The 18,525-nt window shown below is 60.0% G+C and carries 20 protein-coding genes; 15 read left to right on the top strand and 5 right to left on the bottom strand.

What is annotated here, in order from left to right; all coding sequences use genetic code 11:
* Positions 1-318 precede the first annotated feature (318 nt).
* From ccoN to ccoP, 4 genes are read left to right on the top strand one after another with little or no spacing between them, the layout of a single operon-like run.
* The gene (gene ccoN, locus ACYZUM_RS05930; RefSeq protein ID WP_047293093.1) at positions 319-1,761 is read left to right on the top strand and encodes a cytochrome-c oxidase, cbb3-type subunit I; all 1,443 of its coding nucleotides are present in this window, start codon (positions 319-321) and stop codon (positions 1,759-1,761) included.
* Entirely contained in the window at positions 1,761-2,369 is a 609-nt protein-coding gene (gene ccoO, locus ACYZUM_RS05925; RefSeq protein WP_041067866.1) for a cytochrome-c oxidase, cbb3-type subunit II, read from the top strand. The genes ccoN and ccoO overlap by 1 nt, the downstream gene beginning before the upstream one ends.
* 6 nt (positions 2,370-2,375) lie before the next feature.
* A complete protein-coding gene (locus ACYZUM_RS05920) occupies positions 2,376-2,561 on the top strand; it encodes a CcoQ/FixQ family Cbb3-type cytochrome c oxidase assembly chaperone (RefSeq protein WP_003175465.1) in 186 nt (61 codons plus the stop codon).
* Positions 2,558-3,541 carry a cytochrome-c oxidase, cbb3-type subunit III gene (gene ccoP, locus ACYZUM_RS05915; protein ID WP_041067842.1) on the top strand — a complete coding sequence of 328 codons (984 nt, stop codon included), beginning with the start codon at positions 2,558-2,560 and terminating at the stop codon, positions 3,539-3,541. The genes ACYZUM_RS05920 and ccoP overlap by 4 nt, the downstream gene beginning before the upstream one ends.
* Positions 3,542-3,596: 55 nt before the next feature.
* Here ccoP and ACYZUM_RS05910 read toward each other — a convergent pair whose 3' ends face one another.
* The gene (locus ACYZUM_RS05910; RefSeq protein ID WP_108182180.1) at positions 3,597-4,601 is read right to left on the bottom strand and encodes a metallophosphoesterase family protein; all 1,005 of its coding nucleotides are present in this window, start codon (positions 4,599-4,601) and stop codon (positions 3,597-3,599) included.
* A 253-nt stretch (positions 4,602-4,854) separates the two neighbouring features.
* Here ACYZUM_RS05910 and ACYZUM_RS05905 point away from each other — a divergent pair, with 253 nt between their 5' ends.
* From ACYZUM_RS05905 to ACYZUM_RS05855, 11 genes are all read left to right on the top strand, one after another.
* Positions 4,855-5,055 carry a hypothetical protein gene (locus ACYZUM_RS05905; protein WP_108182179.1) on the top strand — a complete coding sequence of 67 codons (201 nt, stop codon included), beginning with the start codon at positions 4,855-4,857 and terminating at the stop codon, positions 5,053-5,055.
* Between the two features lie 174 nt (positions 5,056-5,229).
* On the top strand, positions 5,230-5,484 hold the full coding sequence (locus ACYZUM_RS05900) for a type II toxin-antitoxin system Phd/YefM family antitoxin (protein WP_041067899.1): 255 nt from the start codon (positions 5,230-5,232) through the stop codon (positions 5,482-5,484).
* Entirely contained in the window at positions 5,484-5,894 is a 411-nt protein-coding gene (locus ACYZUM_RS05895) for a type II toxin-antitoxin system VapC family toxin (RefSeq protein WP_041067833.1), read from the top strand. Before ACYZUM_RS05900 ends, ACYZUM_RS05895 begins: the two co-directional genes overlap by 1 nt.
* Before the next feature lie 222 nt (positions 5,895-6,116).
* Positions 6,117-7,532, top strand: a complete 1,416-nt coding sequence (gene ccoG / locus ACYZUM_RS05890) for a cytochrome c oxidase accessory protein CcoG (RefSeq protein ID WP_108182178.1) — start codon at positions 6,117-6,119, stop codon at positions 7,530-7,532.
* An 11-nt stretch (positions 7,533-7,543) separates the two neighbouring features.
* Positions 7,544-8,083: a FixH family protein gene (locus ACYZUM_RS05885; RefSeq protein ID WP_108182177.1), complete on the top strand. Its 540-nt coding sequence runs from the start codon at positions 7,544-7,546 to the stop codon at positions 8,081-8,083.
* 130 nt (positions 8,084-8,213) lie between these two features.
* Complete coding sequence (locus tag ACYZUM_RS05880) at positions 8,214-10,664, top strand: heavy metal translocating P-type ATPase (RefSeq protein WP_108182176.1); 2,451 nt, start codon at positions 8,214-8,216, stop codon at positions 10,662-10,664.
* Positions 10,665-10,686: 22 nt separating this feature from the next.
* Positions 10,687-10,899: a cbb3-type cytochrome oxidase assembly protein CcoS gene (gene ccoS, locus ACYZUM_RS05875; RefSeq protein ID WP_041067822.1), complete on the top strand. Its 213-nt coding sequence runs from the start codon at positions 10,687-10,689 to the stop codon at positions 10,897-10,899.
* The gene (locus ACYZUM_RS05870; protein WP_041067819.1) at positions 10,892-11,575 is read left to right on the top strand and encodes a sulfite exporter TauE/SafE family protein; all 684 of its coding nucleotides are present in this window, start codon (positions 10,892-10,894) and stop codon (positions 11,573-11,575) included. The genes ccoS and ACYZUM_RS05870 overlap by 8 nt, the downstream gene beginning before the upstream one ends.
* Before the next feature lie 246 nt (positions 11,576-11,821).
* Complete coding sequence (gene hemN / locus ACYZUM_RS05865; RefSeq protein ID WP_041067816.1) at positions 11,822-13,204, top strand: oxygen-independent coproporphyrinogen III oxidase; 1,383 nt, start codon at positions 11,822-11,824, stop codon at positions 13,202-13,204.
* Positions 13,205-13,363: 159 nt separating this feature from the next.
* Positions 13,364-14,098 (top strand): fumarate/nitrate reduction transcriptional regulator Fnr, encoded by a 735-nt coding sequence (gene fnr, locus ACYZUM_RS05860; protein WP_025110355.1) that lies wholly within the window; start codon positions 13,364-13,366, stop codon positions 14,096-14,098.
* A 78-nt stretch (positions 14,099-14,176) separates the two neighbouring features.
* Positions 14,177-14,725 (top strand): adenine phosphoribosyltransferase, encoded by a 549-nt coding sequence (locus ACYZUM_RS05855; protein ID WP_003223345.1) that lies wholly within the window; start codon positions 14,177-14,179, stop codon positions 14,723-14,725.
* Positions 14,726-14,814: 89 nt separating this feature from the next.
* On the opposite strand, the gene ACYZUM_RS05850 is transcribed toward ACYZUM_RS05855, so the two are convergent.
* From ACYZUM_RS05850 to ACYZUM_RS05835, 4 genes are all read right to left on the bottom strand, one after another.
* Entirely contained in the window at positions 14,815-15,963 is a 1,149-nt protein-coding gene (locus tag ACYZUM_RS05850) for an acyl-CoA dehydrogenase family protein (RefSeq protein WP_108182175.1), read from the bottom strand.
* 209 nt (positions 15,964-16,172) lie between these two features.
* Entirely contained in the window at positions 16,173-16,775 is a 603-nt protein-coding gene (recR, locus tag ACYZUM_RS05845) for a recombination mediator RecR (protein ID WP_007965550.1), read from the bottom strand.
* A gap of 66 nt (positions 16,776-16,841) precedes the next feature.
* The gene (locus ACYZUM_RS05840) at positions 16,842-17,876 is read right to left on the bottom strand and encodes an NADP-dependent oxidoreductase (protein WP_086794902.1); all 1,035 of its coding nucleotides are present in this window, start codon (positions 17,874-17,876) and stop codon (positions 16,842-16,844) included.
* 262 nt (positions 17,877-18,138) lie between these two features.
* A complete protein-coding gene (locus ACYZUM_RS05835) occupies positions 18,139-18,477 on the bottom strand; it encodes a YbaB/EbfC family nucleoid-associated protein (protein WP_003223337.1) in 339 nt (112 codons plus the stop codon).
* Positions 18,478-18,525: the final 48 nt, after the last annotated feature.

The following is an 18,525-nucleotide window of genomic DNA, read 5'->3' as shown; positions in this document are numbered from 1 at the left end:
CGATGTGTTCGACAAATCGCCTGACTGACAGGGCGCAAAGCCCGGTAGATACCGGCTGTCGCGTCGATGACCGTCCGTCACCCGATCACTGCGTTGGAACACACCTCGTTACATCTGACCTGAACCCCTCGCTTTTTTCGTCCGCTGCGACATTTTGTCCGAGGCCGATTTTGTCCTTACGCGGCGTATGGAAAGGCCGCAGAATCAGCGTTGGAAAGCATTGACCCAGGTCATGGCGCGTTGCAATGACCCCCTGCTCTCTGCATACTTGCGGCCGATTTTAATCCTAATAAAACACCCAAACCGTGGAACCTTAGAATGAGCACAGCAATCAGTCCGACTGCTTATAACTATAAGGTAGTCCGCCAGTTCGCCATCATGACGGTGGTCTGGGGGATCCTTGGCATGGGGCTTGGTGTCTTCATCGCCTCGCAACTGGTCTGGCCGGAGTTGAACTTCGGTCTGCCGTGGACGAGCTTTGGACGCCTGCGCCCGTTGCACACAAACCTGGTGATTTTCGCCTTCGGTGGTTGTGCACTGTTTGCCACTTCCTACTATGTCGTGCAGCGAACCTGCCAGACGCGACTGATCTCCGACAGCCTCGCCGCTTTCACCTTCTGGGGCTGGCAGGCGGTTATCGTCGGCGCAATCATTACCTTGCCGCTGGGTTACACCACCACCAAGGAATACGCCGAACTGGAATGGCCGCTCGCCATTCTGCTGGCCATTGTCTGGGTCTCCTACGGGCTGGTGTTCTTCGGCACCATCACCAAGCGCAAGACCAAGCACATCTATGTCGGTAACTGGTTCTACGGCGCGTTCATCGTCGTGACCGCAATGCTGCACATCGTCAACCACGCCTCCCTGCCGGTCAGCTTCTTCAAGTCCTACTCCGCCTATTCGGGCGCGACCGATGCGATGATCCAGTGGTGGTACGGTCACAACGCCGTGGGCTTCTTCCTGACCACCGGCTTCCTCGGGATGATGTACTACTTCGTGCCGAAACAGGCCGAACGTCCGATCTACTCCTATCGCCTGTCGATCGTGCACTTCTGGGCGCTGATCACCCTGTATATCTGGGCCGGCCCGCACCACCTGCACTACACCGCACTGCCGGACTGGGCACAATCGCTGGGCATGGCGATGTCGATCATCCTGCTGGCACCAAGCTGGGGCGGCATGATCAACGGCATGATGACCCTGTCGGGTGCCTGGCATAAGCTGCGCACCGACCCGATCCTGCGCTTCCTTGTGGTGTCGCTGGCGTTCTACGGCATGTCGACCTTCGAAGGTCCGATGATGGCGATCAAGACCGTCAACTCGCTCTCGCACTACACCGACTGGACCATCGGCCACGTACACGCCGGCGCGCTCGGCTGGGTAGCGATGATCTCGATCGGCGCGATCTACCACATGATCCCGAAACTGTTCGGTCGTGCGCAAATGCACAGCGTCGGCCTGATCAACGCGCACTTCTGGCTCGCGACCATCGGCACCGTGCTCTACATCGCCTCGATGTGGGTCAACGGCATCACTCAGGGTCTGATGTGGCGTGCAATCAACGATGACGGCACCCTCACCTACTCGTTCGTCGAGGCGCTGCAGGCCAGCCACCCGGGCTACATCGTCCGTGCCCTGGGCGGTGCATTCTTCGCCAGCGGCATGTTCCTGATGGCTTACAACGTCTGGCGCACCGTGCGCGCCTCGAACCCGGTTGAAGCCGAAGCCGCCGCCCAGATCGCTGTCGTTGGAGCTCACTGATGAAGCATGAAGCTGTCGAGAAGAATATTGGCCTGCTGGCCTTCTTCATGGTTATCGCCGTCAGCATTGGCGGCCTGACCCAGATCGTTCCGCTGTTCTTCCAGGACGTCACCAACAAGCCGGTCGAAGGCATGAAGCCGCGCTCGGCACTGGAACTGGAAGGCCGCGACGTCTATATCGCCAACGGTTGTGTCGGCTGCCACTCGCAGATGATCCGTCCGTTCCGCGCCGAAACCGAACGCTACGGCCACTACTCGGTCGCCGGTGAAAGCGTGTGGGACCACCCGTTCCTGTGGGGTTCCAAACGTACCGGTCCGGACCTGGCTCGCGTGGGCGGTCGTTACTCCGATGACTGGCAGCGTGCGCACCTGTACAACCCGCGCAACGTGGTGCCTGAGTCGAAAATGCCGGCTTACCCGTTCCTCGTGGAAAACAAGCTCGACGGCAAAGACACGGCCAGGAAAATGGAAGTGTTGCGCACGCTCGGCGTCCCTTACACCGACGAAGACATCGCCGGTGCAAAAGAGGCCGTGAAGGGCAAAACCGAAATGGACGCGCTGGTGGCCTACCTTCAGGGCCTGGGCACCATCATCAAAAGCAAACGGTGATTCTTCATGGATATCGGGATGATTCGCGGCCTGGGCACCGTTGTCGTGATGGTGGCCTTCATCGGTTTGGCGTTGTGGGTGTTCAGCCCCAAGCGCAAGTCGGAGTTTGAAGACGCAACCTTGCTGCCTTTTGCGGATGATCCCGAAGCCATCAAGCACGTCGAGCAAGCTTCTAGGAGTAACAAAGAATGACTACATTCTGGAGTCTGTACGTCACAGTCCTCAGTCTCGGTACGATCTTTTCCCTGACCTGGCTGCTGCTGTCGACCCGCAAGGGCCAGCGCAGCGAGCAGACGGAAGAGACCGTGGGCCACTCCTTCGACGGGATCGAGGAGTACGACAACCCGCTGCCGAAATGGTGGTTCATGCTGTTCGTGGGCACCATCGTGTTCGCTCTCGGTTATCTGGTGCTGTACCCGGGTCTGGGCAACTGGAAAGGCCTGCTGCCGGGCTACAACTACCTCGATAACGACAAGCAGACCGCGTTCGCCAACGGCCAGACCGGCTGGACCGGCGTGCACGAGTGGGAAAAGGAAATGGCCCGCTCGGACGCCAAGTTCGGTCCGATCTTCGCCAAGTTCGCGGCAATGCCAATCGAGGAAGTCGCCAAGGATCCACAAGCACTGAAGATGGGCGGTCGCCTGTTCGCCTCCAACTGCTCGGTGTGCCACGGCTCCGACGCCAAAGGCGCCTATGGCTTCCCGAACCTGACCGACGCCGACTGGCGCTGGGGCGGCGAGCCGGAAACCATCAAGACCACCATCATGGGCGGTCGACACGCGGTGATGCCGGCCTGGGCCGACGTCATTGGCGAGCAAGGCGTCGCCGATGTCGCCGCCTTCGTGGTGACCCAGCTTGATGGCCGCAAACTGCCGGAAGGCACCAAGGCTGACCCGGCCAACGGCCAGAAACTGTTCGCCGCCAACTGCGTGGCCTGCCACGGACCGGAAGGCAAAGGCACCCCGGCGATGGGCGCACCGAACCTGACCCACCCGGCCGCGTTCATCTACGGTTCGAGCTTCGCCCAACTGCAGCAGACCATCCGTTACGGCCGTCAGGGCCAGATGCCTGCGCAGGAACAACTGCAAGGCAACGATAAGGTGCACTTGCTGGCGGCGTATGTTTACAGCCTGTCTCACGGTGACAAACCCGCTGAAGCCGAGGCCCAATAAGGCCTAACGCCTGACGCAAAATAAAGCCCCCACCAGTGTTCTGGCGGGGGCTTTTTTATGGGCGACTGGCCCAGATCGATTTCACCGGTACTGTGGCCACCGGTTGACGATGGCGCCACTGATTACCCTCGACCAGACTCACCTCAAGTTGTTTGCGGTCTTTGGAAAAGCTGGCCGTCAGGTACGTCTGTTGAGAGGCCGCACCGCTGAGGAACATCGGCACACTGCCCATGTAGGTCTGGCTGCCACCCTCGCCATGGTAATGACCAGCAAATATCGCCGTCACCTGATACTTTTCAAGCATTTCGCGAAAGCGCTTCTGTTGCTCCCAACTGCCTGCCCAGTCATAGGGTTTGTGCATATTGATAATGATCGCGTAGCCCTGCGCTCGCGCTATTCGCAAATCATTTTCCAGCCAGTCCAGTGACTGTTTGATGTCGAACGAGGTCGGATTCAGCGCATGGGAAATCTTCACCTGGTAAGTCGGCTCATTGTTCAACTGCACCAGATGTACTTCACCAATATTCTTTGAATACGCCAGACTGCCGAGATAGTGCTTATTCAAAAAGCTGCCACTCACTTCAAGATCAAACTTATCGACTTTACCCTCGTGATGATCACGATAATCGACAATACTGCCCGCCGCGCAACTCTCACTGAAACAGTCATTCACGTTGTTCTGGTAATCATGATTACCCAGCCCATAGAGAAATTGATCGCCAAAGTGTTTGTTCAGCATCGTCTTCATGAAGGAGCGCTGCCAGCCATGGCCGAACGCAGTGATGTCGCCGTTGATCATCAACGGCACGGCGGCCTGGCCGCCCATTTCGTTGCGAAACTGCGCAATACTCGCAAACTGGCTCTCGACCAGCCATTTCGAGCGTTTTTCAAAGTCCGCGCTCGGCTCATCTTCACCACTGTCCGATTTTTCCGTCCACGGGTATTGCGGGTCCGAGGCAAATACCATGTGCAGCGGAACACCTTCATTGGCACTGGCGAAATAACTCAGCGATAACAGGCACAGACAAGCGAAAAGCTCTTTAACTTCCTTGATTTTCATAACACTCCATTATTCCGTTAACTTTCAAAACACGAACATGCAACTAGCATGATGCAGAACAGACACCAAACTATTCGAAATCAATAAAAAATTAAAAGCTTTCAATTAACTAATGATATTTCTACGGCATGGACATAGCCGTTGAAATTAATACTTTGAGACACATGCCTGATGGACTCGTTTCAGCTTGCTCTGTAGGGTCTGCCAAAGGCCCGGTGACCCGCATCGGAGCCACTTCAAGGATGAAGCCGCTATGTTGAATGACGACAAAACCTGTCTCCTGGTTGATCAGCCTCTTACTGAATCTGATCTTCCAACCGAATCATCGGAAAAAACCGTGGAAACCATTACCGCGACATTCGACAGTCCGTCACAACCCGATTCCAAAAGCACCACAAAACGCCATCGAAATACCGGCAGTCTCGATAGCCTGGGCGGCGGCAGGCTGCCCTGAGTCTTGAAGCCACGTCAGTATCAACCTGAGCCGGCCTGCGCCTTGTGCGAGGTTGGCTCGACTAATGCCAGCCACGGACCGACCAACGGACCGCTGAGTCCTGTCTTCCTCGATTGCCGCCCCCAAGGCGAAGTAGTAACGTTGCTACATCTGTATTGCGAGAGGTCAACCATGATGGCAATCACCACCATCTCCAGTCGTGAATTCAACCAGGACACCAGCAGCGCCAAAAAGGCTGCGCGTCTGGGTCCAGTGATCATCACCGACCGTGGCAAGGCCTCTCATGTCCTTTTGAGCATTGAGGAATATCAGAAACTGAGCGGCGCAAACACAAGCATTGTCGATTGGTTGGTCATGCCGGAGGCTGCCGACATCGATTTCGAAACCGAGCGCGCAGTCATCATTCATCGTCCCGTGGACCTGTCCTGATGTATTTACTCGACACCAATGTGATTTCCGAACTTCGCAAGCCGCAAGCCGATGCCAATGTGGTCAGTTGGGCCAAAGGCGTCATCGCCCCGCGTCTGTACATTTCCGCCATTACTCTGAAAGAACTGGAAACCGGAGTCCTGCGAATGGAACGGCGCGATCCTGCTCAAGGAAAGCTGTTGCGCAGTTGGCTGACGCGTCACGTCATGCCCGCATTCGAAGCCCGAATCCTGCCGGTTGATGCTGCAGTAGCGCTGCGTTGTGCCAGCCTGCATGTGCCCGACCAGGCCAATGAAAGCGATGCATTGATCGCTGCCACGGCCCTGGTGCATGGACTCACGGTGGTCACGCGCAATGTCGATGATTTCCGCTCGAGCGGCGTCGCCCTGATCAATCCGTGGGAACAATGAATTAGCCGCCACTGCAAAACCGTCCATACTCAACAAGTCAATTGATCTGCATCAGGCTTTGCTGCATTCGCTACACCAATAATGCTTTTTTCCCAACGCGACCAAAGGTCGCACCATTGAGTTAGAGCGACAGGCGTATCATTGCGCCACTGCAACACCCCTTTCTGACCGCGGTCGGCACGTATCGACCGAGGCATTTGTCCACTGCCGTGGGATGCAATGATGAGCAACCAGATTCCGGTACACGACGTCACACCGCCGAGCAAAAACGCGAACAACAGCGTCGACCTTTACGCCTCTCGAGAAAAAATCTACACCCGTGCTTTCACTGGCCTGTTCCGCAATCTGCGGATGATGGGCGGCGCTGCGCTGTTCCTGTTGTATTTCGGTACGGTGTGGCTGAACTGGGGCGGGCATCAGGCGGTGTGGTGGAACCTGCCGGAACGCAAGTTTTTCATCTTCGGCGCCACGTTCTGGCCGCAGGACTTCATCCTGCTGTCTGGCCTGCTGATCATTGCCGCGTTCGGCCTGTTCTTCATCACCGTTTACGCCGGCCGGGTCTGGTGCGGCTACACCTGCCCGCAAAGCGTGTGGACGTGGATTTTCATGTGGTGCGAGAAAGTCACCGAAGGCGACCGCAACCAGCGTATCAAGCTCGATAAAGCGCCAATGAGCGGCAACAAGTTCCTGCGCAAGCTCGCCAAACATTCGCTGTGGCTACTGATCGGTTTCGTCACTGGCATGACCTTCGTCGGCTACTTCTCGCCGATCCGCGAACTGGTGTTCGATTTCTTCACTGGCCAGGCCGATGGCTGGTCGTATTTCTGGGTCGGTTTCTTCACCCTCGCCACCTACGGCAACGCCGGCTGGCTGCGCGAACAGGTGTGCATCTACATGTGCCCCTATGCGCGCTTCCAGAGCGTGATGTTCGACAAGGACACCCTGATCGTGTCCTACGATCCGCGTCGCGGCGAAAGCCGCGGCCCGCGCAAGAAAGGTGTCGATTACAAGGCCATGGGCCTGGGCGATTGCATTGACTGCACCATGTGCGTCCAGGTGTGTCCGACCGGTATCGACATCCGTGACGGCTTGCAGATCGAATGCATCGGTTGCGCCGCGTGCATCGACGCCTGCGACGCGATCATGGACAAGATGGACTACCCGCGCGGCCTCATCAGTTACACCACCGAACACAACCTCTCGGGCCAGAAAACCCATAAACTGCGGCCACGCCTGATCGGCTATGCGGTGGTGCTGCTGGCGATGATCAGCCTGCTGGTGACCGCATTCTTCATGCGCTCGCTGGTCGGTTTCGACGTCAGCAAGGACCGCGTGCTGTACCGCGAGAACGCCGAAGGCCGGATCGAAAACGTCTACAGCCTGAAGATCATGAACAAGGATCAGCGCGACCACACCTACGTGCTGGAGGCCGCCGGCCTGCCGGATCTGCGCCTGCAAGGCAAACGCGAGATCAAGGTCCCGGCCGGCGAAATCTTCAGCATGCCGGTGGAGTTGTCGAGCGCACCGGAACAATTGCCGTCGAGCACCAACGAGGTGAAATTCATCCTCAAGGACGCCGACGACGACAGCGTCCACGTTGAAGCCAAGAGCCGATTCATCGGCCCACAAACCCGTTGAGAGAACTGAACATGCCCGCCGCAAACGCCGCAAGCCCTTGGTACAAGCACCTCTGGCCATGGATCATCATCGGAATCCTGGCCTGCTCGGTGACGTTGACCCTGTCAATGGTGACCATTGCGGTGAACAACCCGGACAACCTGGTCAACGACAACTACTACGAGGCTGGCAAAGGCATCAACCGCTCGCTGGACCGTGAACTGTTGGCGCAGGAGTTGAAGATGCGCGCCAACGTCCATCTGGATGAACTCACCGGCGAAGTCGACCTGCGCCTGAGCGGTGACAGCCAGCCGAAAACCCTGGAACTGAACCTGATCTCGCCGACCCAGCCGGAGAAGGATCGCAAGATTGTCCTGACCCGCAGCGAAACCGAAGCTGGCCGTTACATCGGCCAGTTGGGCGACAAGGTCGAAGGTCGGCGTTTTGTCGAATTGCTGGGCACTCAGGACGACCACGTGTGGCGCATGTTCGAAGAAGAACAGGTCAGCCATGACAAGGATCTGCTGCTCGGTGACGAACCGCTGCAGGGCGCTGAAGACCAGAAGAAGTAAACCGAACCCTGTAGGAGCTGCCGCAGGCTGCGATCTTTTGATCTTGCTTTCAAAAACAAAATCAAAAGATCGCAGCCTGCGGCAGCTCCTACAAGGATGGTGTTGATTCAGCAGTATTAGCGAATATTCGATGACCACCCCACTCCCCTGCTACCACTGCGCCCTGCCCGTTCCGTCGGGCAGTCGCTTTACCGCCGTCGTGCTCGGGGAGTCCCGCGAGTTCTGCTGCCCCGGCTGTCAGGCCGTGGCCGAAGCCATCGTCGCCGGTGGTCTGGAAAGCTATTACCAGCATCGCAGCGAAGCCTCGGCCAACCCCGAAGCCTTGCCGGTGCAATTGACCGATGAATTGGCGCTGTACGACCGCGCCGACGTGCAAAAATCCTTCGTCCGTCACGCGGGCGAACTCGCCGAAACCACGCTGTTGATGGAAGGCATCAGTTGCGCCGCCTGCGGCTGGCTGATCGAGAAACACCTGCGCACCCTGCCGGCAGTGGCCGAGGCGCGACTGAATCTGTCCAACCATCGCCTGCATGTGCAATGGGCCGACGCGCAATTGCCGCTGAGCCAGATCCTCGCCGAGCTGCGCCACATCGGTTACGTCGCCCACCCGTATCAGGCCGACCGCGCCAGCGAGCAACTGGCCAGCGAAAATCGCCTCGCGTTGCGCCAGCTCGGCGTCGCCGGATTGCTGTGGTTTCAGGCAATGATGGCGACCATGGCCACCTGGCCGGAATTCAACATCGACCTCAGCCCCGAATTGCACACGATCCTGCGCTGGGTCGCGCTATTTCTCACAACACCGATCGTGTTCTATAGCTGCGCGCCGTTCTTCAAGGGCGCGATGCGCGATCTGCGCACCCGCCACCTGACCATGGACGTCTCGGTGTCGCTGGCCATCGGCAGCGCCTACATCGCCGGGATCTGGACCTCGATCACCGGCGTCGGTGAGCTGTATTTCGATGCGGTCGGGATGTTTGCGCTGTTCCTGCTCGCCGGGCGTTATCTGGAACGCCGTGCCCGCGAACGCACCGCCGCCGCCACCGCGCAGCTTGTAAACCTGCTGCCGGCCTCGTGCCTGCGTCTCGACACCGACGGCCAGAGCGAACGCATCCTGCTCAGCGAACTGCGCCTGGGTGACCGGGTGCTGGTGCAACCAGGTTCGATCCTGCCGGCGGATGGCAGGATTCTCGATGGCCAGTCAAGCATCGACGAATCGCTGCTGACCGGCGAATACCTGCCGCAACCGCGCACGCTGGGCGATGCGGTCACCGCGGGCACGCTGAATGTCGAAGGCGCGCTCACCGTCGAAGTACTGGCACTGGGTCAGGACACACGCCTGTCGGCCATCGTCCGCCTGCTCGATCGCGCCCAGGCGGAAAAACCGCGCCTGGCGGAAATCGCCGACCGCGCGGCGCAGTGGTTCTTGCTGTTGTCGCTGATTGCGGCAGCGGCCATCGGCCTGTTGTGGTGGGAACTGGATGCGTCGCGGGCGTTCTGGATCGTCCTGGCGATGCTGGTCGCGACCTGCCCTTGCGCGCTGTCGCTGGCAACCCCGACGGCGTTGACCGCCGCCACCGGCACCCTGCACAAACTCGGCCTGTTGCTGACGCGCGGGCATGTGCTGGAAGGCCTGAACCAGATCGACACGGTGATCTTCGACAAGACCGGCACACTCACCGAAGGCCGCCTGGTCCTGCGCTCGGTTCGCCCGCTGGGCACACTCAGCAGCGACCAGTGCCTGAGCCTTGCCGCCGCCCTGGAAAACCGTTCGGAACACCCGATTGCCCGCGCCTTCGGTCGTGCGCCACTGGCCGCCGAGGAAGTGCACAGCACGCCGGGGCTTGGGCTAGAAGGATTGGTCGACGCACAGCGCTTGCGCATCGGTCAGGCCGAATTCGTCTGCGACCTCAGCGGCGCGCCTGTGCCGGCGATGCCGGATGAACCGGGCCAATGGCTGCTGCTTGGAGACGATCAAGGGCCGCTGGCATGGTTCGTCCTCGACGATCGCCTGCGTGACGATGCGCCCGCCCTGCTCGCCGCGTGCAAGGCGCGTGGCTGGCGCACATTGCTGCTGTCTGGCGACAGCTCGCCGATGGTCGCCAGCGTCGCCGCCGAACTGGGCATCGACGAGGCCCGTGGCGGTTTGCGTCCGGACGACAAACTGCACGTGCTGCAGCAGCTGCATCAACAAGGACGCAAGGTGTTGATGCTCGGCGATGGCGTGAACGACGTGCCGGTGCTGGCCGCTGCCGACATCAGCGTGGCCATGGGTTCGGCCACCGATCTGGCGAAAACCAGTGCCGACGCGGTGCTGCTGTCCAACCGCCTCGACGCGCTGGTGCAAGCCTTTACCTTAGCGCGCAGAACCCGCCGGGTAATCATCGAGAACCTGCTGTGGGCGGCGCTGTACAATGGCCTCATGTTGCCGTTCGCCGCCCTCGGCTGGATCACCCCGGTGTGGGCCGCCGTCGGCATGTCGATCAGTTCGTTGACCGTGGTGCTCAACGCCCTGCGCCTGACTCGCCTGCCGAGCACGCCGGTTGTCGGCACCCGTTCAGAAACCCGCCCGTTGCCGGCTTGAGCCGTGCGGGCCTGGAGTACCGATGCCAGCTCTTTACGTGATGATCCCCGCCGCCCTGCTGATCGTGGCCATCGCTGTGTACATCTTCTTCTGGGCGGTGGACAGTGGTCAGTACGACGACCTTGATGGCCCGGCCCACAGCATCCTGTTCGATGATCAGGACCCGAACCACACCGCCGCCGTCGACGAAGCCAAATCCGACCAGCCGCAGGACAAGGCGCCACCCCATGCTTGAGCTGGCGCCTCTCCTGGTTTCCGCGCTGATCCTTGGCCTGCTCGGTGGCGGGCATTGCCTGGGCATGTGCGGCGGCCTGATGGGCGCGCTGACCCTGGCGATTCCCAAGGAACAACGCAGCCGACGCTTTCGTCTGCTGCTGGCGTACAACCTCGGACGGATCCTCAGTTACGCGACGGCCGGTTTGCTGATCGGGCTGGCTGGCTGGGCGGTGGCAAACAGTCCGGCGGCGATGTTCATGCGTATTCTCGCCGGGTTGCTGCTGATTGCCATGGGCCTGTATCTGGCCGGCTGGTGGAGCGGCCTGACCCGTATCGAAAGCCTCGGCCGTGGCTTGTGGCGTTACATTCAGCCGGTGGCCAACCGCTTGCTGCCGGTGTCGAGTTTGCCCCGCGCCCTGCTGCTCGGCGCACTGTGGGGCTGGCTGCCGTGCGGACTGGTTTACAGCACGCTGCTGTGGTCGGCGAGCCAGGGCAATGCGCTGGACAGTGGGTTGTTGATGCTGGCGTTCGGGCTGGGCACTTGGCCGGTGCTACTCGCCACCGGACTGGCTGCCGAGCGGGTGACGGCGTTGCTGCGTAAACGCAGTGTGCGCGTGGCCGGTGGCTTGCTGGTGATTCTGTTCGGGATCTGGACCCTTCCTGGCCCCCACCAACATTGGCTGATGGGTCACTGATCCGATCAAAGCCCTGAGAAGATCCATTGTGGTGAGGGGATTTATCCCCGATGGGGTGCGAAGCGCCCCTGCATTCTTCCATTCATACATTGCAAACAGGTTTACGACTGCTTCGCAGTCGATCGGGGATAAATCCCCTCACCACAAAGCAGTCACTACCAATCCGCCGTTGATGCAAATCAAGAGCCCCGTCGCCGCACCCCGATAGACTCGCCACACTGCCAGCCTATCCGGGGGAATGCCCGCATGCTCGACGCCATTCGTTGGGACACTGATCTGATCCGCCGCTACGACCTGGCGGGGCCGCGCTACACCTCGTATCCGACCGCCGTGCAATTCAACAGCCAGGTCGGCACCTTCGACCTGTTTCACGCCCTGCGCGAAAGTCGCAAGGCGCTGCGCCCATTGTCGCTGTATGTGCATGTGCCGTTCTGCGCGAATATTTGCTACTACTGCGCCTGCAACAAGGTCATCACCAAGGATCGCGGGCGGGCACAGCCTTATCTGCAACGCCTGGAACAGGAAATCCAGTTGATTGCCTGTCACCTGGAACCGGCACAGAAAGTCGAGCAGTTGCACTTCGGCGGCGGCACCCCGACCTTCCTCAGCCATGACGAGCTGCGGCAGTTGATGGCGCACCTGCGCAAACACTTCAATCTGCTGGATGATGACTCCGGCGACTACGGCATCGAGATCGACCCGCGCGAGGCCGACTGGTCGACCATGGGCCTGCTGCGTGAACTGGGTTTCAACCGGGTCAGCATCGGCCTGCAAGACCTCGATCCGGCGGTGCAACGGGCGGTCAATCGCCTGCAGAGCCTGGAAGAAACCCGTGCAGTGATCGACGCGGCGCGCACCCTGCAATTTCGCTCGATCAACATCGACCTGATCTACGGCCTGCCGAAGCAAACTCCGGAGAATTTCGCGCGTACCGTCGAGGAAGTCATCAGCCTGCAACCGGACCGGCTCTCGGTATTCAACTATGCGCACCTGCCGGAGCGCTTCATGCCACAGCGGCGGATCAACAGCCACGAGCTGCCAAGCCCTGCGCAAAAACTGCAAATGCTCCAGCGCACCATCGAACAACTGACCGCCGCCGGTTATCGCTACATCGGCATGGATCACTTCGCCCTGCCCGACGATGAGTTGGCGATTGCCCAAGAAGAACAGACCCTGCAGCGCAACTTCCAGGGCTACACCACTCACGGCCATTGCGACTTGATTGGTCTGGGGGTGTCGGCGATCAGTCAGATCGGCGATCTCTACTGCCAGAACAACAGCGATCTGAACCAGTACCAGAACACCCTCGCCGCCGCGCAACTGGCGACCAGCCGGGGCTTGGTGTGCAATGCCGACGATCGCCTGCGCCGCGCGGTGATCCAGCAACTGATCTGCAATTTCAGCCTGGAATTCGCCGAAATCGAGCAAGCGTTCAACATTGATTTTCAGGGTTATTTCGGCGCGCTGTGGCCGCAACTGCAGGGCATGGCCAACGACGGGCTGATCAAGCTGGAGCGCGAGCGCATCGAAGTGTTGCCGGCCGGACGCCTGCTGGTGCGTTCGGTGTGCATGGTGTTCGACGCGTACCTGGAACAACAGAACCGCCAGCGCTTCTCGCGGGTGATCTGAAACGTCCTGCTCATGAAACCGATGTATCGCGAATGCCCCGTGTCTTTGTTTGCCCTGCGGCCTTATGCCCGCAGGGCAATCTCGCCCCAGACTGGCCTGAATGTCCTCCCGTGGGTTACCCTTACGGCTTATGTGTGTTTTCCCACAAGGATTTAAGAAATGTCCGAGCCAGTCAAACTGCGCGCTCACAACCAGGCCCATTGCAAGGATTGCAGCCTGGCCCCTCTCTGCCTGCCACTTTCTCTGAATCTGGAAGACATGGATGCGCTGGACGAAATCGTTAAACGTGGTCGCCCGTTGAAAAAGGGTGAGTTCCTGTTCCGCCAGGGTGACACCTTCGATTCCGTTTATGCAGTACGCTCCGGCGCCCTGAAGACCTTCAGCCTGAGCGACACCGGCGAAGAACAGCTCACCGGTTTCCACCTGCCGAGCGAACTGGTCGGTCTGTCCGGCATGGACACCGAGAAACATCCAGTGTCGGCCCAAGCGCTGGAAACCACCTCGGTCTGTGAAATCCCTTTCGAACGCCTCGACGAACTGGCCCTGCAACTGCCGCAGCTGCGCCGGCAGCTGATGCGGGTGATGAGCCGCGAGATCCGTGACGATCAGCAAATGATGCTGTTGCTGTCGAAGAAAACCGCCGACGAGCGCATCGCCACGTTCCTGGTCAACCTGTCGGCCCGCTTCCGCGCTCGCGGTTTCTCGGCCAACCAGTTCCGCCTGAGCATGTCGCGCAACGAAATCGGCAATTACCTGGGCCTGGCGGTGGAAACCGTGTCCCGGGTATTCACCCGCTTCCAGCAGAACGAACTGATCGCCGCCGAGGGCAAAGAGATCCACATCCTCGACCCGATCCAGCTCTGTGCCCTGGCCGGCGGCTCGCTCGAAGGCTGATCTCGATCCGCGGTTGAGCGAAGCGTTTCAGCCGCGGGTATACTGCGCCGTTTGCAGCCCTGCCAGGACACCTCGACGATGGTCTTCGACTCCTTCGACATCAAATCCCTGATCCGCCCCGTGATCGACTTCCCGAAACCGGGCGTGATCTTTCGCGACATCACCCCGCTGTTCCAGTCGCCCAAGGCCCTGCGCCTGGTGATGGACAGCTTCGCCCACCGCTATGTGGAAGCCGACTTCACCCACATCGGCGCGATGGATGCGCGCGGCTTCCTGATCGGTTCGGTGCTGGCCTACCAGTTGAACAAACCGCTGGTGCTGTTCCGCAAGCAGGGCAAACTGCCGGCGGACGTGTTGGCCGAAGGTTACGCGACCGAATACGGCGAAGCGTTCCTTGAAGTCCACGCCGACAGCCTGTGCGAAGGTGATTCGGTGGTGATGTTCGATGACCTGATTGCCACCGGTGGCACGCTGATCGCAGCGGCCAACCTGATTCGCCGCATGGGCGCGCGGGTGCATGAGGCAGCGGCGATCATTGATCTGCCGGAGCTGGGCGGTTCGCAGCGTCTGGAAGATATGGGCATCCCTACCTTCTGCCTGACGCAGTTTGCTTTGACCGATAAATAGTAAAGATCAAAAGATCGCAGCCTTCGGCAGCTCCTACAAGGGATGTGCGTTTCCCTGTAGGAGCTGCCGAAGGCTGCGATCTTTTGCTTTTAAAGCCCCATCTGCTTGCTGATGATCTCGTTCATCACCTCCCGTGTCCCGCCGCCGATCGACAGAATGCGGTTATCCCGATACAGCCGCTCCACAAGACTTTCGCGCATGAAACCCAGGCCACCAAGAATCTGCACCGCCTCGCTGGTGATCCGGTCCGAGGTGTCCGTGGCGACGTTCTTGGCCATGGAAATCTCCTTGATCACGCTCTGCCCCGCCGCCATTTTCGCCGCTTGCCGATAGGTGAACTCGCGCGATACTTCCAGCGCCGTGGCCATTTCGGCCAACCGATGTTTGATCACCTGAAACTTGCCGATCGGCTTGCCGAATGCTTCACGCTCGCGCGCCCATTTCAGCGCTTCTTCGAGCGCGAGCTGCGAGGTCATGTTGGCCATCAGCGCCAGCGCCAGTCGTTCACTCTGGAAATTGCCCATGATGCAGGCGAAGCCCATGTTCTCGGCGCCGATCAGATTGCCCACAGGCACCCTGCAATCGTCGAAGAACAGCTCAGCGGTGTCCGAGGCCCACCAGCCCATTTTTTTCAACTGGCGGCCGACGGTGAAGCCGGGGGTGCCCTTCTCGATCAACAGCAGGCTGATGCCGCCGAAACCCGGCGCTCCGGTGCGCACGGCGACGGTATAGAAGTCGGCGCGTACGCCACTGGTAATGAAGGTCTTGCTGCCGCTGACCCGGTAGACGTCGCCGTCACGCACGGCGCGGGTTTGCAGGCTGGCAACGTCGGAACCACCGCCGGGTTCGGTAATCGCCAACGCACTGATTTTCTCGCCGCTGAGCACTTGCGGCACGACGCGCTCGCGCACTTCGGGCCGGGCCCATTTGACGATCGGTGGCAGGCCGATATCCAGCGAGCCGAGGCCGGCAACCAGACCACCGGAACCGCAGCGCATCAGTTCTTCGCTGGCGGCAACCTTGGCGAACAGATCACCTTCGTGGCTGCCACCCAGCGCTTCGGGAAAACCGATGCCAAGAATCCCCGCCGCCCCGGCCTTCAGGTACAGCTCACGGGGAAAGCCTTCGGCTTCTTCCCACGCATCGACGTCCGGCAGGATCTCGCGCTCGACGAAACGTCTGACGCTGTCGCGGACCATTTGGTGGCTGGGGTCGAAGTATTCCTGGAAGGCAGGCATCGGCGAACTCCATCGAAGGATTGGCCGACGTTAACCGAGCGCTTGCTTGGTTTTCAACACAATTGTGTGAATCAGCCAAATCGAGGTGCGCCCATCGCTGGCAAGCCAGCTCCCACAGGTTTCTTTAGTGTGCACAACATTTGTGAACGACCGAAATCACTGTGGGAGCTGGCTTGCCAGCGATGGGGCCAGATCAGGCGATACACCTGTCAGAGGGAAATCGGTTTACGCCCTGCAAACGAATGCGCCAGCGTCCCGCCATCCACCAACTCCAGCTCACCACCCAGCGGCACACCGTGGGCAATCCGCGAGGCGATCAGGCCTTTGTTGGCCAGAAGCTGGGCGATGTAATGCGCGGTCGCCTCACCTTCCACCGTCGGGTTGGTGGCGAGGATGACTTCGGTAAAGGTGCCGGCCTCTTCAATGCGCGCCATCAACTGCGGAATACCGATGGCTTCCGGCCCCAGACCATCGAGCGGCGACAGGTGGCCCTTGAGCACGAAGTAGCGTCCACGGAAACCGGTCTGCTCCACCGCATACACATCCATCGGCCCCTCCACTACGCACAGCAGCGTGTCGTCGCGGCGCGTGTCAGCGCATTGTGGGCACAGATCGTCTTCGGTCAGCGTGCGGCACTGACGGCAGTGCCCCACCCCTTCCATGGCCTGGCTCAAGGCCTGGGCCAGGCGCGTGCCGCCGCTGCGGTCACGCTCGAGCAACTGCAACGCCATGCGCTGGGCGGTTTTCTGACCCACGCCGGGCAAGGTGCGCAGGGCGTCGATCAGTTGGCGAATCAAAGGGCTGAAGCTCATGGGTAAAAAGTCCGACAAAACAACGAGACGCGGTTTATACCCGCGCCTCTGGCCAGCGTCAAATGCTCAGTCCTGGGCAACCTTCACCACCAGTTTGCCGAAGTTGCGTCCCTCCAGCAGACCGATAAACGCCTCGGGTGCCTGCTCCAGACCTTCCACCACGTCTTCGCGGAATTTCACCTTGCCGTCGCGCACCCACGGCACCATGTGGCTGATGAACTCCGGCTGACGGTCGCCATAGTCATCAAACACGATGAAGCCCTGAATCCGCACACGCTTGGTCAGCAACGTACGCTGCAGCATTGGCAGACGATCCGGGCCCTGCGGCGCTTCAGTGGCGTTGTAACCGGCAATCAGCCCGCACAGTGGAATGCGCGCCTTGGGATTGAGCAGCGGCACCACCGCATCGAAGACATGCCCGCCCACGTTTTCATAATAGATATCGATGCCGTTCGGGCAGGCCTTGGCCAGTTGCTCGGCAAAGTCCGGCGCCTTGTGATCGATGCAGGCATCGAAACCCAGCTCTTCGACCACGTATTTGCATTTGTCGGCACCACCGGCCACACCCACGGCGCGCAGGCCTTTGATCTTTGCCACTTGACCCACCACCGAGCCGACGGCGCCGGACGCAGCAGCCACGACAAGCGTTTCACCTTCTTTCGGCTGACCGATGTCGATCAGCCCCATGTACGCAGTCATACCCGGCATGCCCAACACGCCAAGCGCCATCGACGGACTCGGCAGGCCGGACGGGATCGGCATGATATTGCGGCCATCGCTGATGCTGTGGCTCTGCCAGCCGGTGAGGCCGACCACCAGATCACCCTGGTGGAATTTCGGATGACGCGAATCCTCGACTCGGCTGACAGCACCACCGGTCATCACTTCACCGATTTGTACCGGCGCGGCGTAGGACGGTGCGTCACTCATGCGTCCGCGCATGTAAGGGTCCAGCGACAGGTACAAGGTTTTCAGCAGCACCTGGCCGTCTTCGAGATCCGGCAACGCTTCGCGCTCCAGACGGAAGTTTTCCGGGGTCGGCGCACCGACAGGGCGCGAGGCGAGGACAAAGCGTTGGTTGAGGGTCAGAGGGTCGGACATGTCAGCGTCTCCTGTGAATGAAGAATTCGGGGGTATAGGGAGCAGACCTTTGTGGCATTGGGGCGTTCGATGTTTATTCAATTGTACCGAGGTGAGTTCATTCGCGAGCAGGCTCGCTCCCACAGGGAAACGCATTCTAAGGTGGGAGCGAGCCTGCTCGCGAAGGCGGCCTCAGAGACACCCCACCTCCAGGAAGCAGAAACAAAAATGCCAGGCGCGATGCCTGGCATTTTGTGTAGCTCATCCAACTCGCGATGGCGAATCAGAATGGCAGTTTCATACCTGCTGGCAGGTTCATGCCGGCGGTCATGCTGCCCATTTTTTCCTGGCTGTTGGCTTCGATCTTGCGCACGGCGTCGTTGACGGCGGCGGCGACCACGGCTTCGAGCATTTCCTTGTCGTCTTCGCTCAGGCCTTCAACCAGGCTTGGGTCGATGCTGACGCTTTTCACGTCGTGACGACCGGTCATGACCACGGTGACCATATCGCCACCGGCCTTGCCAGTGACTTCGGCGTTGGCCAGTTCTTCCTGCATCTTGGCCATTTTTTCCTGCATCTGCTGCGCCTGCTTCATCAGGCCGGCCATGCCACCTTTCATCATGGGAATCACCTCAAAAGTACTTGGATCAAAACAGCGCCCGGCGCTTAA

Source organism: Pseudomonas sp. m6p (genome assembly GCF_055760375.1).
The sequence above is the reverse complement of the archived record's forward strand: the minus strand, read 5'-3'. Positions and strand labels throughout refer to the sequence as shown.

What these genes read in the sequence shown, in the direction of transcription:
- ccoN (WP_047293093.1), top strand. Translation starts at nt 319, where the DNA reads ATGAGCACAGCAATCAGTCCGACTGCTTATAACTATAAGGTAGTCCGC.
- ccoO (WP_041067866.1), top strand. Translation starts at nt 1,761, where the DNA reads ATGAAGCATGAAGCTGTCGAGAAGAATATTGGCCTGCTGGCCTTCTTC.
- ACYZUM_RS05920 (WP_003175465.1), top strand. Translation starts at nt 2,376, where the DNA reads ATGGATATCGGGATGATTCGCGGCCTGGGCACCGTTGTCGTGATGGTG.
- ccoP (WP_041067842.1), top strand. Translation starts at nt 2,558, where the DNA reads ATGACTACATTCTGGAGTCTGTACGTCACAGTCCTCAGTCTCGGTACG.
- ACYZUM_RS05910 (WP_108182180.1), bottom strand. Translation starts at nt 4,601, where the DNA reads ATGAAAATCAAGGAAGTTAAAGAGCTTTTCGCTTGTCTGTGCCTGTTA.
- ACYZUM_RS05905 (WP_108182179.1), top strand. Translation starts at nt 4,855, where the DNA reads ATGTTGAATGACGACAAAACCTGTCTCCTGGTTGATCAGCCTCTTACT.
- ACYZUM_RS05900 (WP_041067899.1), top strand. Translation starts at nt 5,230, where the DNA reads ATGGCAATCACCACCATCTCCAGTCGTGAATTCAACCAGGACACCAGC.
- ACYZUM_RS05895 (WP_041067833.1), top strand. Translation starts at nt 5,484, where the DNA reads ATGTATTTACTCGACACCAATGTGATTTCCGAACTTCGCAAGCCGCAA.
- ccoG (WP_108182178.1), top strand. Translation starts at nt 6,117, where the DNA reads ATGAGCAACCAGATTCCGGTACACGACGTCACACCGCCGAGCAAAAAC.
- ACYZUM_RS05885 (WP_108182177.1), top strand. Translation starts at nt 7,544, where the DNA reads ATGCCCGCCGCAAACGCCGCAAGCCCTTGGTACAAGCACCTCTGGCCA.
- ACYZUM_RS05880 (WP_108182176.1), top strand. Translation starts at nt 8,214, where the DNA reads ATGACCACCCCACTCCCCTGCTACCACTGCGCCCTGCCCGTTCCGTCG.
- ccoS (WP_041067822.1), top strand. Translation starts at nt 10,687, where the DNA reads ATGCCAGCTCTTTACGTGATGATCCCCGCCGCCCTGCTGATCGTGGCC.
- ACYZUM_RS05870 (WP_041067819.1), top strand. Translation starts at nt 10,892, where the DNA reads ATGCTTGAGCTGGCGCCTCTCCTGGTTTCCGCGCTGATCCTTGGCCTG.
- hemN (WP_041067816.1), top strand. Translation starts at nt 11,822, where the DNA reads ATGCTCGACGCCATTCGTTGGGACACTGATCTGATCCGCCGCTACGAC.
- fnr (WP_025110355.1), top strand. Translation starts at nt 13,364, where the DNA reads ATGTCCGAGCCAGTCAAACTGCGCGCTCACAACCAGGCCCATTGCAAG.
- ACYZUM_RS05855 (WP_003223345.1), top strand. Translation starts at nt 14,177, where the DNA reads ATGGTCTTCGACTCCTTCGACATCAAATCCCTGATCCGCCCCGTGATC.
- ACYZUM_RS05850 (WP_108182175.1), bottom strand. Translation starts at nt 15,963, where the DNA reads ATGCCTGCCTTCCAGGAATACTTCGACCCCAGCCACCAAATGGTCCGC.
- recR (WP_007965550.1), bottom strand. Translation starts at nt 16,775, where the DNA reads ATGAGCTTCAGCCCTTTGATTCGCCAACTGATCGACGCCCTGCGCACC.
- ACYZUM_RS05840 (WP_086794902.1), bottom strand. Translation starts at nt 17,876, where the DNA reads ATGTCCGACCCTCTGACCCTCAACCAACGCTTTGTCCTCGCCTCGCGC.
- ACYZUM_RS05835 (WP_003223337.1), bottom strand. Translation starts at nt 18,477, where the DNA reads ATGATGAAAGGTGGCATGGCCGGCCTGATGAAGCAGGCGCAGCAGATG.